Annotated in this window: 11 protein-coding genes; 1 reads left to right on the top strand and 10 read right to left on the bottom strand. The window is 72.8% G+C overall.

Annotated features, from left to right (window positions below):
• Positions 1-24 precede the first annotated feature (24 nt).
• The 8 genes from IGS69_RS18855 to IGS69_RS18820 form a co-directional block, all read right to left on the bottom strand.
• Positions 25-1,293, bottom strand: a complete 1,269-nt coding sequence (locus IGS69_RS18855; protein ID WP_190901341.1) for a ketosynthase chain-length factor — start codon at positions 1,291-1,293, stop codon at positions 25-27.
• Positions 1,290-2,576 carry a beta-ketoacyl-[acyl-carrier-protein] synthase family protein gene (locus IGS69_RS18850; protein ID WP_190901339.1) on the bottom strand — a complete coding sequence of 429 codons (1,287 nt, stop codon included), beginning with the start codon at positions 2,574-2,576 and terminating at the stop codon, positions 1,290-1,292. The genes IGS69_RS18855 and IGS69_RS18850 overlap by 4 nt, the downstream gene beginning before the upstream one ends.
• Entirely contained in the window at positions 2,573-3,004 is a 432-nt protein-coding gene (locus tag IGS69_RS18845; RefSeq protein WP_190901338.1) for a cupin domain-containing protein, read from the bottom strand. The genes IGS69_RS18850 and IGS69_RS18845 overlap by 4 nt, the downstream gene beginning before the upstream one ends.
• Positions 3,001-3,372 carry a TcmI family type II polyketide cyclase gene (locus tag IGS69_RS18840; protein ID WP_190901335.1) on the bottom strand — a complete coding sequence of 124 codons (372 nt, stop codon included), beginning with the start codon at positions 3,370-3,372 and terminating at the stop codon, positions 3,001-3,003. The genes IGS69_RS18845 and IGS69_RS18840 overlap by 4 nt, the downstream gene beginning before the upstream one ends.
• 159 nt (positions 3,373-3,531) lie before the next feature.
• A complete protein-coding gene (locus tag IGS69_RS18835) occupies positions 3,532-5,448 on the bottom strand; it encodes an AfsR/SARP family transcriptional regulator (RefSeq protein WP_190901333.1) in 1,917 nt (638 codons plus the stop codon).
• Between the two features lie 330 nt (positions 5,449-5,778).
• Entirely contained in the window at positions 5,779-7,650 is a 1,872-nt protein-coding gene (asnB, locus tag IGS69_RS18830; protein WP_190901331.1) for an asparagine synthase (glutamine-hydrolyzing), read from the bottom strand.
• Positions 7,647-8,180 carry a PNPOx family protein gene (locus tag IGS69_RS18825; RefSeq protein ID WP_190901329.1) on the bottom strand — a complete coding sequence of 178 codons (534 nt, stop codon included), beginning with the start codon at positions 8,178-8,180 and terminating at the stop codon, positions 7,647-7,649. Before IGS69_RS18825 ends, asnB begins: the two co-directional genes overlap by 4 nt.
• Complete coding sequence (locus tag IGS69_RS18820) at positions 8,177-8,623, bottom strand: anthrone oxygenase family protein (RefSeq protein ID WP_332836559.1); 447 nt, start codon at positions 8,621-8,623, stop codon at positions 8,177-8,179. The genes IGS69_RS18825 and IGS69_RS18820 overlap by 4 nt, the downstream gene beginning before the upstream one ends.
• Before the next feature lie 209 nt (positions 8,624-8,832).
• On the opposite strand from IGS69_RS18820, the gene IGS69_RS18815 reads away from it, so the two are divergent.
• Entirely contained in the window at positions 8,833-10,410 is a 1,578-nt protein-coding gene (locus IGS69_RS18815) for an FAD-dependent monooxygenase (RefSeq protein ID WP_190901325.1), read from the top strand.
• Positions 10,411-10,659: 249 nt separating this feature from the next.
• Here IGS69_RS18815 and IGS69_RS18810 read toward each other — a convergent pair whose 3' ends face one another.
• Together IGS69_RS18810 and IGS69_RS18805 are read right to left on the bottom strand one after the other, a co-directional pair.
• The gene (locus IGS69_RS18810; protein ID WP_190901323.1) at positions 10,660-12,267 is read right to left on the bottom strand and encodes an FAD-dependent monooxygenase; all 1,608 of its coding nucleotides are present in this window, start codon (positions 12,265-12,267) and stop codon (positions 10,660-10,662) included.
• Positions 12,264-13,304, bottom strand: a complete 1,041-nt coding sequence (locus tag IGS69_RS18805; protein WP_190901321.1) for a methyltransferase — start codon at positions 13,302-13,304, stop codon at positions 12,264-12,266. Before IGS69_RS18805 ends, IGS69_RS18810 begins: the two co-directional genes overlap by 4 nt.
• Between the last annotated feature and the right edge of the window lie 28 nt (positions 13,305-13,332).

Here is a 13,332-nt window from a genome sequence, read left to right as displayed (position 1 = left end):
CTCGGTCGGCTGCCGGTGAGCCGGTCACCTCCTGAGGGCGTGGCGATCGCCGGCGCCCGTCACCAGGGCGGAGGTGAAACCGCCGTGGCCGCGGGCCAGGACCAGGGCGGTGCGCGGGTCGGTCTGGCGGGGGCGATCGAGGACGAGGTCGATCTCGCAGCCGGGGGCCGGGCGGCCGAGCCCCGCGGTGTGCGGGACGACACCGGCGCTCAGGGCGAGCAGCGCGGTCGCCACGTCCAGTGCGGCGCCGCCCGCGTAGAGGCGCCCGGTGAGGGTCTTCGGCGCGGTCACCGGCACCCCGCCGGGCCCGAAGACCTCGGTGATCGCCCGGGCCTCGGCGAGGTCCTCGGCGGGGGTGCCGGCGGCGTCGGCGAAGACCACGTCGACATCGCCCGGGGCGAGCCCGGCGTCGGCGAGGGCCCGCCGCACGACGGATACCAGCACGGAGTGCCGCGCGGTGGTGCCGTCCGCGGTGGGGTCGAAGCCGGCCGCGTAACCGAGGATCTCGCCGTAGGCCGGGGCCCCGCGGGCGTGTGCCGCCTCGGCGCTCTCGACGACGAGGATGGCACCGCCCTCCCCCGGGACGAAGCCGGAGGCGGCCGCGTCGAAGGGCAGGTAGGCGCGGGCGGGATCATCCTCGGTGGACAGCCGGCCGGTGGACAGCTGCGCCACCAGGCCGTATGGGCACAGCGAGGCGTCGGTGCCGCCGCTGAGCACGAGCCGGGAGCCGGTGTCCAGCAGCCGCCGGGACTGGCCGAGGGCATCGAGAGCGCCGGCCTGCTCGCCGCAGATGACCCCGCAGGGGCCGCGCATGCCGTGCCGGATGGAGACCTGGCCGGTCGTGGCCGCGTAGAACCAGGCGATGGACTGGTACGCGCCGACCCAGGAAGACCCCTTCTGGTAGAGGTTCTCCATCTCGTGCTGTCCGAACTCGGTGCCGCCCGAGGAGCTGGCGGTCACCACCGCCATCTCGTACTCCGGCAGGGTCGCCGGGTCGGCGGCGGCGTCGGCCAGGGCGTCCTCGGCGGCAGCCAGCGCGAAGTGGGTGAAGCGGTCGGTCTGCGGGACGAGCCGCCCCGGCACCTGTTCACCGGCGCGGAATCCGGGGACCTCGCCCGCCACCCGGACGGGGTAGCCGGTCGGGTCGAAGCGGGTGATGCGGCCGAGGCCGCTCTTGCCCGAGAGCACCGACTCCCAGTGCCGGGCGGCGCCGATCCCGGTGGGCGCGACGACGCCGATCCCGGTGACCACGGACCGGCCGCGCCGGCCGGGGCGTATGCCGGAGGCGCTCATGCCGCCTCCCCGTGCGCGAGGTGGGGCCGGCCCAGGACCATCGCCGTCTGGAAGCCGCCGAAGCCGCTGCCGACGCTGAGCACCCGGTCCATACGGTGCTCGCGGGCCGTCACCGGCACGTAGTCGAGGTCGCACTCGGGGTCGGGCGTGGACAGGTTGGCCGTCGGCGGGACGACCTGGTGGCGCAGGGCGAGGGCGCAGGCGGCGATCTCCAGGGAGCCGATGGCGCCGAGCGAGTGCCCGATCATCGACTTGATGGAGCTGACCGGCACCTCGTGGGCCCGCCGGCCGAGGCTGCGCTTGAACGCGGCGGTCTCGTGCCGGTCGTTCTGCTTCGTGCCCGAGCCATGGGCGTTGATGTAGTCGATGGCGCCGGGGTCGAGCCGCGCCCGGTCCATCGCGACCCGGACGGCCTCGGCCATCTCCCGGCCGTCGGGCTTGAGTCCGGTCATGTGGAAGGCGTTGCTGCGGCCCGCGAAGCCGAGGATCTCGGCGTACACGGTGGCGCCGCGGCGTCTGGCCGACTCCAGCTCCTCGATCACCATGACGGCGGAGCCCTCGCCCAGGACGAAGCCGTCGCGCCGCCCGTCAAAGGGCCGGGAGGCGTGTGCGGGGTCGTCGTTGGTGGCGGTGGTGGCCTTGATGGCGTCGAAGCAGGCGGATGTGATCGGCGACAGCGGAGCGTCGGTGGCCCCGGCGAGCACGATGTCGGCGGTGCCCTCCTCGATCAGCTGGACGCCGTGTCCGATGGCGTCCAGACCCGAGGTGCAGCCGGTGGAGATCAGCGCGACCGGCCCCTCCGCGCCCGCCTGCCGGGCCACCTCGACGGCGAGGGTGCTGGGCACCATGTAGCCGTACAGGTGGGGAACCCCGTAGCTGTGGTCGACCAGCCACTCGCGGCCGCCGTCGGAGAGGACCGCGTACTCCTCCTCCAGGCCCATGGTGCAGCCGACGGCGCTGCCGATGCTGACGCCGACCCGCTCCGGGTCGGTGCCGGGCAGTTCGACTCCGCTGTCCGCGACGGCCTCACGGGCGGCGACGACCGCGAACTGACCGGCCCGGTCCATCCGGCGGGCCTCCTGGGGTGTGAGCCCGGCAGCGAGCGGATCGAAGTCGCACTCGGCGGCGACCTGTGAGCGGAAGCCGGCCGGGTCGAACAGGCTGATGCGGCGGGTGGCGGTGCGTCCGGCGGTGAGCAGGTCCCAGTAGGCGTCCCGCCCGATCCCGCCGGGCGCGACGGCCCCCACCCCCGTGATCACCGCGCGTCGCTGTCCGGCTGTCATCGGGCCGCACCCACATCCGGGTTGCCCGCGGACGCGTCGAGCGGCTGTTCCGTGTCGACGTGGCCCAGCTCGGGGCGGGGCGCGAGCGGGGAGAGGTGGAAGACCGCCTCGGCCGGCACGGACCCGGTGTTCACCAGGCGGTGGCGCACCCCGATGGGCACCAGCAGCGAGTCGCCGGGGCCGAGCGGCTGCGGGGTGCCGCCGTCCAGCGTCATCTCCAGCCGGCCCTGGACGACGTGCAGGAACTCCTCGGAGTACGGGTGGAGGTGCTCGGTGACGTGGTGGCCGGGGGCCAGCCGCAGCACTCCGCCGAAGCCCGAGGTGCACCCCACGGTCTTGGGGCTGAGGGTGACGCGGATGTCGCCGCCGCGCTTGGTGTTGGCGGCGACCTCGTTCACGGCGACCTTGGTGCTGGCGGTGGCGCTCATCGGGCACCGCCCAGGTTCGCCGAGCGCGGGGCGCTGGTCTGCGGGCCCTCCTGGGGTGTCCAGGAGTAGAAGGGGACGGCCATGGCGTCCTTGGGCTCGCGCCAGTCGGGGTCGTAGGGCGAGATGAACTGGCCGAGCCGGGTGTTGATCTCCTCGTAGAGCGGGTGGCTGCGCGCCTTGTACAGGTTCGGCGCGATGTCCTGGTCGGCCTCCACCAAGTGGAAGTACAGGTTGTGGAACGCGAACAGCGTCCGCCTCGACACCCCCACCAGATGGGGCAGTTCGGTGCTGTCCGAATCGGCGAAGACCTGCGCGACGCCCTCGGCGTCGGCGAGGTCCATCCTCGCCACGATCAGCGTTCGGTGCACGATGTCCTCCCGGCTTGTCGGTGCTGTGTTCACCCTGGTCGGCGGGGGTCGAGACGCTCTCGAAGGCGCCTGGAGAACCGCTGACGGCCCGGTGCCGCGACGGGGACAGCACGACGGCCCGCCGCACCCGGGGGTGCGGCGGGCCGTGAGAGGGCCGGGCTACCGGCGGATGTCCGCCTTCATCAGGGGGACGCCGGTGCCGGCGACGACACCGGCGCCGACCATCCGGCCGTTCGGTACGTCGCCCGCGGGCGTGCCGCGCGAGAGGAGAATCAGGGCCTGCCGGGTGAGCCGGGGCACGGAGTAGAGGAGCTCGGCCTCCGGTGTCAGGTGCTCCTCGACGAGGTGGACGTCGACAAGGTATTCGAGGAGCGTCTCGGCGTCTCCACTGCCGGGACGCAGCCGGGTCACCACCTCGTCGAGGCTCCAGCGGGGGCGCTCGCGCTGGAGCAGCAGGCGCAGCAACTCCCGTGACGGGGCGGGCAGATGCCGGTGGCTGGCGGCCACGGTGGTCATCAGTGACTGGGTGCCGGCGGGGAGTTCGAGCAGCATCCGGTGGTTGCCGCGCAGCCGCGACGCCAGCCGGGCCGCGGACCAGCCGGGCCGCGCCGTGAGCCGGCCGGCGACGGCCCTGATGGCCAGGGGCAGCCCCTCGCACAGCGCCATCAGCTCCCGCACCGCCCCGGGGTCCTGCTGCCTGGAGCGCTCCCCGGCGACCCGGTCGTAGAGCTGGAGGGATTCCTCCCGGGACAGGGCGGGGAGCACGATCTTGCGGCCGGTGGACAGGCTGTGCGCGCGGTAGCGGTTTGTGGCGATCACCGCGCAGCCGGAGCCGCCCGGCAGGACGGCGCGGATCTGGGAGCCGGTGAGCGCGTCGTCGACCACGACCAGCACCCGGCGGTCGGCGGTCCAGGTGCGGAACAGTCTGCTGAGCTCGCCGAGCCCGCTGGGCTGCTTCTCGCGCTGGATGCCGCAGGCGGTGAGGCAGGCCGACAGCACGTCCGCGAGTTGCTGGGAGCCCTCGCCGACGGCGGACAGGTCGATGAAGAGCTGTCCGTCGGGGAAGCGCGGGCGCAGCCGGTGCGCGGCACGCACGGCGAAGGCGCTCTTGCCGACACCGGGCGGGCCGTGCACCTCCACCACGCGCATGCCGGTGCTGGGCCGGTCCGCGCCGAGGAAGGTCTCCAGCTGATCGAGTTCGCGTTCCCGCCCGACGAAGTCACCGGCGTCGGCGGGGAGCTGGGCCGGGCCGGGCACGAGCCGACGCCCGCCCGGCACGGCCTCGGCCTTGGCCGGGGCGGGTCCTCGGAGATGGCCGCGGTCCGCGAGCACCTCCTGGTGGAGCCGCTGGAGCTGCGCGGAGGGTTCCAGGCCGAGTTCCTCGACGAGATGGCCGCGCAGGGTGCGGAAGGTGTTGAGGGCGTCCGGCCGGCGGCCGCAGCGGTGCAGGGCCCGCATCAGCTGGCCGGCGAACGCCTCGTGGGTGGGGTGGGCCCGGAAGGCCTCGGACAGTTCGTCCAGGACGGTGTGGTGACGGCCGAGTTCGAGCTCGAGGGAGAAACGTTGCTCCAGGACGCTCTTACGGCGTTCCTCCAGCTGGGTCGACCAGGCCGACAGCCGGCGTCCGGTACTGACGTCGACCAGGGCTCCGCCCTGCCACAGGGAAAGGGCCGCCTTGAGAGTGCGGGCCGCCTCTTCCTCCCCCGCGCCGGTGCGGAGTTGTGCCATGCCCTGTTCGGTGAGCTGGTCGAAGCGGTAAGCGTCCACCGACTGCTTGTCGTCCAGCCGCAGTTCGTAGCCGCCGACCCTGGTCAGGATTGCGGGGCAGCCGTGCGGTGGACGGGAGCCGAAAGCCGCGCCGTGCTGCCCGGTGGCCAGCAACAGTCTGCGGCGCAGTTGATAAATGTAGGTTTGCAAGGTGGTCAGGGCGCTGAGCGGCGGGTGGTCCTCCCACAGTTCCTCGCACAGCTGGTCCACGCTGACCAGCGAGTTGGCATTGAGCACCAGCAGGGCCAGCACCTGACGCAGTTTGGGGGCGGACGGTGTGACGTCCTCCCCGTTCCTGCGTATTCGCATGGAGCCCAGCAGACCGATCTCTATCACTGCATTCCCCCTGAGTGAGCCGCCTGTGCAGTGTGGCGGCCATCGGTTATTCACCTTCCTGCGTCACTCATTTTTGGGCGAAACATCACACGCTCGAAGGGGCGGAAAAATTGCCGTCCCTTTACTCGGAGAATTACGTTTCACCGAAAAAGAAGTTGAAACCAGCAATAATCCTGCGCGCACCCGGCACTGCGGGTCGAAACCGAGTGCCGCATTCTCGCTCTTTACCTCGTCGTATCCTATGCTTCGCGCACATGGATGACAAGGAGCATATTTCTGTGCGGGCTGTGGCGCCCGGCACCCTCACACCCGCAGTTCGACCCCGTACTCCGAGAGCCACGTGTTCAACTGCAGCACCATCTCCATGCTCGCCCGTTCCACCCACGCGAAGGCACCGCTGGGAGCCACCGCCGTACCCAGCGCCGCCCTGGTCGCCTCGGCGTCCAGCAGCGGGGCGACCGGCGCGGTACCGTCCGCGGCCACGCCCTCGAAACGGTGGCGCACGAACTCGCCGTACGCCGCCTCCTGCACGGTCGGATAGGCGCTCTTGGGCCGGTTGAGCACCCGCTCCGGCAGCAGATCGGAGACCGCCGCCCGCAGCAGGCTCTTCTCCTGGCCGTTCACCCTCTTCAAGTCGGCCGGGACGTTGTAGACGTACTCCACCAGCGCCCGGTCGCAGAACGGCGGGCGCAGCTGCACCCCGTGAGCCATGCTCATCCGGTCGGCCCGGTCCAGATGGGTCGGGGCCCACCGGGTCAGCGCCAGATACGTGACCTCGCGCGCCCTGCGCTCGGCAGAACTCTCGCCGGCCACTCGCGGGACCTCGGTGAGCGCGTCGCGGTAGTGCTGGTCGGCGTACTCCATGAAGTCCAGCTCCTTGCGGAGCGTCCGGTCCACCAGCGAGCAGCCCAGACCGCCCGCGGCGGCGTCGTGCCCGCGCTCGAAGGAGACCCACGGGAAGGTCGTGGAGTTGCTGTGGGCCGGGTCGTAGGCCCAGAAGTAGCCGTTGAAGACCTCGTCCGCGGTCTCCCCGGAGAGCACCGCGGTGATCCCCGCGCGGCGCAGCGCCTGGAAGAACAGCAGCAGCGAGACGTCCATGTCACCGAGCGGTGAGGGCGCGTCCTGGCTGCGCAGGGCGACGGCGTGGGTCCGCGGATCGGCGAGCGCCGCCGTGTCGAGCAGGATCTCGGTGTGCTCGGTCCCGATGTGCTCGGCGGCGAGAGCCGCGTAGGGGGCGTCGGGGGTGGCGCGCATGGTGGGGTGCGGCTTGAAGTTCTCGGCGTAGCCGGTGAAGTTCACCGAGAACGACCGGAGTCCGGCGCCCTCGGCCCGCCGCCGGTGGGCCGCGAGCGCGGTCAGCGCGCTGGAGTCGATCCCGCCGGAGAGCATCGCGCCGACCGGCACGTCCGCACGAAGATGCGTGGCGACCGCCTCCGACAGCAGCCGGCGCACGGTGGCGACCGTGGTCTCCAGGCTGTCGGTGTGCCGCCGGGCGGGCAGCGACCAGTAGCGACGGTGGCCGGTGCCGGGCGCCCGCACGGTCATCGTGTGGCCGGGCAGCACCTCGCGCGTGCCCCGGAACACCCCGGTGCCCGGCTTGCGGCTGTGCGCGAACAGCTCCCGCAGCCCGTCGGCGTCGACCACCGGCCGTACCGCCGGATGGGCCAGCAGCGCCTTGGGCTCGGAGCCGAAGAGCACACCGGACGGCGTCAGGAAGTAGCACAGCGGCTTCACCCCCAACCGGTCGCGGACCAGCAGCAGTTCCTGCCGCCGCACGTCCCACACGGCCAGCGCGAACAGGCCCTCCAGCCGTTCGGGGAACGCCGTACCCCACTCCAGGTAGGCGTGCAGCGCCACCTCCGCGTCACCGTCCCCGGTGAACCGGTGCCCCTTCGCAGCCAGTTCGCGGCGCAGCTCCACCCCGTTGGTGACGCTCCCGTCCAGGGTCAGCACGGCCACCGGGCTCCCGGCCTCCGACTCCACGACGGCCGGCTGCCCCGCGTGCTCGGAGCCGAGCAGGGCGAGCCGCCGGTGAGCGAGCGCGGCATGGCCCTCGATCCACTCACCGAAGCCGTCCGGGCCGCGGTGCGCGAGCGCCGCCGCCATCGCCCGTACGGTGGGCGCCTCCGGTGTCAGGTCCCGTTCGAAGTCCACCCAGCCGGCGATTCCGCTCATCGTGGCGTCCTTTCGCTCTCTGCGTCTGATGGGGGTGCGCTGTTCTCCGCCGTGGCATGGGTGAGGAGGGTGACCTCCACCAGGGAGAGCCCGTGCCGGTCGACCGCCTCCCGGAACTCGGCGAGTGCGGGCGCCCCTTCACCGCGCACGGCGAGCCCGAGCCGGCGCGGGGCCTCCTCCCCGTAGCGGCGGTACAGCTCCAGATAGCCGCGCGCGCTGCGCTCCGCGTCGTCGACCAGCGTGAACCGCACCGGCCGCCGCTGTCCGCGCCAGGTCAGCTCACCCGGCGAGCCGCCCGCGAAGTTGTGCCGCCAGCCGCTGCCGGTCGCCACCACCAGCGCGTCCCCGAGGGTGTGCACCCCGGCGGGCACGGTGTACGGCCGCCCGCTGCGCCGCCCGCTGAAGTGCAGCAGCGCGAGCCTTTCGGCCACCGGACCGGGCTCGGGACGGGACAGCAGCTCCCGTATCCGGGCATCGGCCGCCGCTCGCTCCGGTCCTTCCGGCAGTTCGCGTACGACGGCGGGGGTCACGACAGCACCACCGCGGCGGCGGTCGACGCGCAGCCCGCGATCGCGAGGCCGGTGCGGACCAGATGCCAGTCCCGCCAGGCCGGACGGGGATCCCGCCAGCCGGGACCCAGGTCCTCGGGCCGGGTCCGCTTGACCCTCCGGTTGATCGGCACGTTCCGGGTCTGCGACACCACGGCCACCCCGGCCATACAGAGCGCGGCGGCCGCGAACAGCGCCCGGGGGCCGTCCGGTGCCCGTATCGCGAGCCCCACGTCCACGGCCGTGGAGCCGGTGACGATGAACGGCATGATCCGGTCGTAGCGCTTGCCGAGCAGGATGTGCGTGGACACGTACCGCTCCGGGGTCATCGCGATCAGCGCGGGCATCACGCTCACCGCGACCGCGAAGAGCACCCCCGCCACCAGGCCGGTGCCCGTGAGCACCAGCACACTCAAAGCCTCCACCACCGCTTCCGTCCTCCCTCGAGCCGTGCGCCGTACTTCGGGCCTGGCCCGAACCTGTCAGCCGCTCCTCGCACGGCACTCGAATCCGACTGGGAGCGCGTCGCTCCGCACCGGTTCCGCTCGCCCGCGCCGCGAGCCGGGTTCGAGGCGTCAGGTGTTGCATCGGCCCGCCGAAACCCAACGCAATCCACACCCTCCGAGGAGCCGGCATGGCGGACGAGACGACCGATGTACTCATCGTGGGCGGCAGCATGGTGGGGCTCGCCCAGGCCCTGTTCCTCTCACGGCAGGGCATCCGGCCGGTGCTGGTGGAGCGGCACGCGGACATCTCGGCGCACCCCCGGGCGCAGGCCGCGAGCCCGAGGACCATGGAGCTGCTGCGCGCGCTCGGTCTGGAGGACGCGGTACGGGCACGGGAGAACCCGCACGCCCAGTACGGCGACATCCTCCAGGCCGAGTCCCTCACCGGGGCGGAACTCGGGCGGTTCGACGGACCGTTCCGCGTCGACCGGCACGAGGTCGGCACCACCGGCTGGACCCTGATCGGGCAGGACCGTCTCGAACCGGTGCTGCGGGAGCGGGCCGTGGAACTCGGCGCGGACATCCGGTTCGCCACCGAGATGACGGAGTTCACCCAGGACGCAGACGGCGTCACGGCGGTCCTGCGCGACCTGGGCGACGGCTCGGAGCGCACCGTGCGGGCGCGGTACCTGATAGCGGCCGACGGCTCACGGGCGCCGATACGCACCTCACTCGGCATCGGCCATCACGGGCAGGGCGTGTTCGGGCGGCAGATGAACATCGTCTTCCATGCCGACCTCGACCCGTACGTGGCGGGGCGCACCTTCTTCCTCTGCTTCGTCAGCAATCCGACCGTCAAGGGCGTGCTCGGCAAGCTCGGCGGGGCGGACTCCGACCGCTGGGTGCTCGCTCCGAGCCTGCCACCCGGCGCCGACCACCGCGTCTACGGCACCGAGGACTGCGTGGAGCTGGTCCGGGCCGCGGTGGGTGTGCCCGATCTGCCGGTCACGGTGGAGTCCGCGACGAGCTGGGAGATCGCCGCCTGGGTCGCGGACCGCTTCCGCTCCGGACGCGTGCTGCTGGCCGGTGACAGCGCACACGTCATGCCGCCCACCGGGGGGTTCGGCGGCAACATGGGCATCCAGGACGCGCACAACCTGGCCTGGAAGCTCGCACGGGTGCTGCGCGGACAGGCGGGCCACGGCCTGCTGGACACCTACGAGCAGGAGCGGGCCCCGGTCGCCGAGTTCACGGTCGACCAGGGCGTCATCCGCTACCTCCAGCGCAGCGGACTCGACGAGGCGGCCGCGGCCCGGCACCGGCCCGAGACCACGGTGCTGTTCGGCCACGTGTACCGGTCGGACGCCGTTCTCCGCGAGGCCGGGGACGACGACACCGCCGTGGTGGAGGATCCGACGGCACCCACCGGCCGCCCCGGCACCCGCGCTCCCCACCTCCCCCTGGTCCGCCAGGGCAAGGACGTCGCCCTCCACGATCTCCTCGACGGCGACTTCTGGCTCCTCGCCGGCCCGGACGGCGCTGCCTGGCAGGAGCCGGCGGCCGCGCTCGGCGTCTCCTTCCACCGCGTGGGATCGCAGGAGCCCTCCGAGGTCGTCGAGCGCTTCCTCACCCGCTACGGGGTGCAGGGCGCCGGTGCGGTGCTGCTCCGGCCGGACGGGTTCATCGCGTGGCGCGCGACCGGTGCGGTGGGCGACCCCGCCGGGTCGCTGGTAGCGGCACTCGACGCGGTACTGCGGCGTGCGTGAGCCTTCGGCCAGGTACCGCGGCGTGCGTGAGCCCTCGGCTCGGTGCCGCGGTGTGCCGTCGGCCGGCCGGGCGGTTCCCCGCGCCCTTGCGGGGCGCCCCCGCTGAAACGGCCGCGGTGCTCCCTCCCGGAGCACCGCGGCCGTCCCGTGCACGCGCAGCGTGCCTCGAGGGGCGCGGGGAACCGCGCGACCGGCCACAACCGGCCCGCAGCCGCCCGACGGCCCCCCCCCTCCCGCGCCCCTGGGCGCCTAGGCCCGGTCCAGAATTCCCCGCAGTGCGGCGATCGCCGCCTGGTCGACGGGCCCACTGCGCCCCGCGGTCGTGCGCCACCCCACGAATCCGTCGGGCCGCACCAGAACCGCGCCCCCGGCCAACAGCCCGTACCGGCGCCGGAACGACCCGTCCTGGTCCCACAGCCTGGTGCCCCGGCCGATACGGACCACCTTCAGGCCGGCACCCAGCCGTTCGGCCTCCCGCTCCACCGCGCCGGTCCACGGTCCCGCCGCCTCGTCGACGAGCAGCGTGAACCCGTCGCCGTACAGGTCGATGACGGACACCGGTCCTTCCGGCCCGTCGAGGTGCAGATGCGGTGCCCGCGCCCCGGGCCGCGCCGAGGGGTGCGCGGGGTCCTCGACGATCGCGTCCGGCGCCCCCTCCTCCGCGGCGAAGGCCCCGGAGCGGTAGCAGTACCCGAACGTCATGGTCGTCTCGTCCAGCAGGTCCGCGGCGACGTCCTGGTACTGCTTGCCCTCCCGCACCGCGAACCGCAGCATGGCCTGCCGGACGGTCTCCTCGGCCACCGGCCGCCGTTCGGCGTCGTAGCTCTCCAGGAGTCCGGGGCCGGCCGTGCCGGACAGCACCAGTGCCAGCTTCCAGGCCAGGTTGTACGCGTCCTGGATACCGGTGCTCGCGCCGAACGCCCCCGTCGGCGGCATCACATGGGCGGCGTCGCCGGCGACGAACACCCGGCGGGTCGCGAAGGTGTCCGCCACCCGTGCGGAGATGTCCCACGCGGGCATGTCCACCGACTCGATCTTCAGCGGCAGGTCGGGCACCCCTACCGCGGCGCGCACCAGGGCGGTGCAGCGCTCCTCGGTGAAGTCCTCGGCGCGCTGGCCCTGTTCGGGGAAGAAGGAGACGTTGATGACCCAGCGGCGGTCGTTGTCGATGGGGATGACCGTGCCGCGCACCTCGGGGTTGTTGACGTACGCCGCGATGATCCGGCGGCCGCGCAGCGCCTCGGTCAGATCAGCCTCGAAGAAGAAGCTGACGAGGTTGGTGATGGTGCCCCGGCCGTGCGCCCCGATGCCCAGCATCTCGCGCAGCGGGCTTCGGCTGCCGTCCGCCGCGATCACGTACTGCGCGTGGATCCGCGCCCTCTCCCCGGTGGACAGGTCGACGGTGTGGGCCAGCACTCCGTCCGCCTGCTCTTCGAGGGCGTCGACCCGGGTGGAGAACCGGATGTCCGCCCCGGCCTCGGCGGCCCGCTCCCGCAGGATCGGCTCCAGCTGGTTCTGGTCGATCAGTGTCCACTGGGTGGGGCTGATCCGGCCGATGTCCTCCGGTGAGGCGCTGGGCATCCGTACGCGTTCCTTGCCCGCGAGGCTCTCGACGTGCACCAGGTCGGTGTTGCCGGAGATGGGGGAACGCCCCGCTCGTACCCGCTCCTCCATGCCGACGGCGCGATACAGCTCCATCGTCCGCGGGTTGATGGCACGGGCCTTGGGGTGGGTGGAGGTGTCGGGATGGCGTTCCACCAGAGTGGCGGCGATGCCGTGGTGGGCGAGGAAGACGGCCGCGGACAGTCCGGCCAGCCCGCCCCCGACGATGAGCACAGGGGTCCGGTGCTGCTTCATGCTGCCTCCTTGTGGGCGGTGACCAGGGTGTGGGTCCCGAGCAGGGGCTGTGCGCCGCCGTCGGTGAAGCCGGCCCCGCGCAGCCAGGCCCGGCAGTCCGCCACCCGGTACTCGGAGCCGTCGGGGCTGACCAGCCGCATGTGCAGGCTGCTGAGCAGCCGGTCCGGGTCGCTGCGGTCGTCGTCGATCATCCGGTCGTAGACGAGGACCGAGCCGCCGGGCCGCACCGCCTCGAAGACCCGGCCGAGCAGCTCGCGCCGGCGGGCGGTGTCGAAGCCGTGCAGGATGTGGCCGAGGACGACGACATCGGCCGGCGGGATCGGCTCGGTGAAGAAGTCGCCGCCGGCGAAGGCGATCCGGCCGGTCAGGCCCAGGGCCTCGATGTGCTCGGTGAACAGCGGCCGGGTCCGCTCCAGGTCGAAGCAGGTCGCCTTCAGATGCGGGTGCTCGCGTACCAGGACGGCCGCGAGGTTGCCGCGGGCGCCGCCGAGGTCGACGAACGAGGAGTGGCGGTCCCAGTCGGTGCGCCGGGCGAGTTCGGCTCCCATCCGGTCGCTGTACGCGTCGAGCCCGGCGAGGAACCGCTTCATCTTGGCGGGGTCCTTGTGCCGGTCACCGACGAAGCCGCCCTTGTCCGGGTCGAGGTGCTGGGGCTCGCCGGTGCGCAAGGCCTCGGTGAGCCGGCCCCAGGTGCCGTAGAGCGTCTCGTTGGTGAGCTCGACGAAGCCGCCGAGGTACGAGGAGGAGTCCGGCACCAGATAGGCCTGCGCCAGCGGGGAGTTGCGGTAGGTGCCCGCCGTCCGCTCCAGCATCCCGAGCCCGACCAGCGCGTCCAGGAAGTCCGGGACCATACGGTGGTGGGTGCCGGTGCGCCGTGCCAGCTCCGCGGCATCGGCGGGACTCTCGGCCAGCGCGCCGAACACGCCGAGGGTGACGGCGCTGTGGAGCACCTTGGCGGCGCAGTCGGCAATGGTCAGCCGGATCAGTGGTCCGGGGTCGACCGCCGGAGCCGTCTGCGGGTCTTCGGTCGTTGTCACACGAGCCTCCTGGTCTGCCTCTGCCGGT

This window comes from Streptomyces tuirus (assembly GCF_014701095.1).
GTDB lineage: Bacteria > Actinomycetota > Actinomycetes > Streptomycetales > Streptomycetaceae > Streptomyces > Streptomyces tuirus.
The sequence above is the reverse complement of the archived record's forward strand: the minus strand, read 5'-3'. Positions and strand labels throughout refer to the sequence as shown.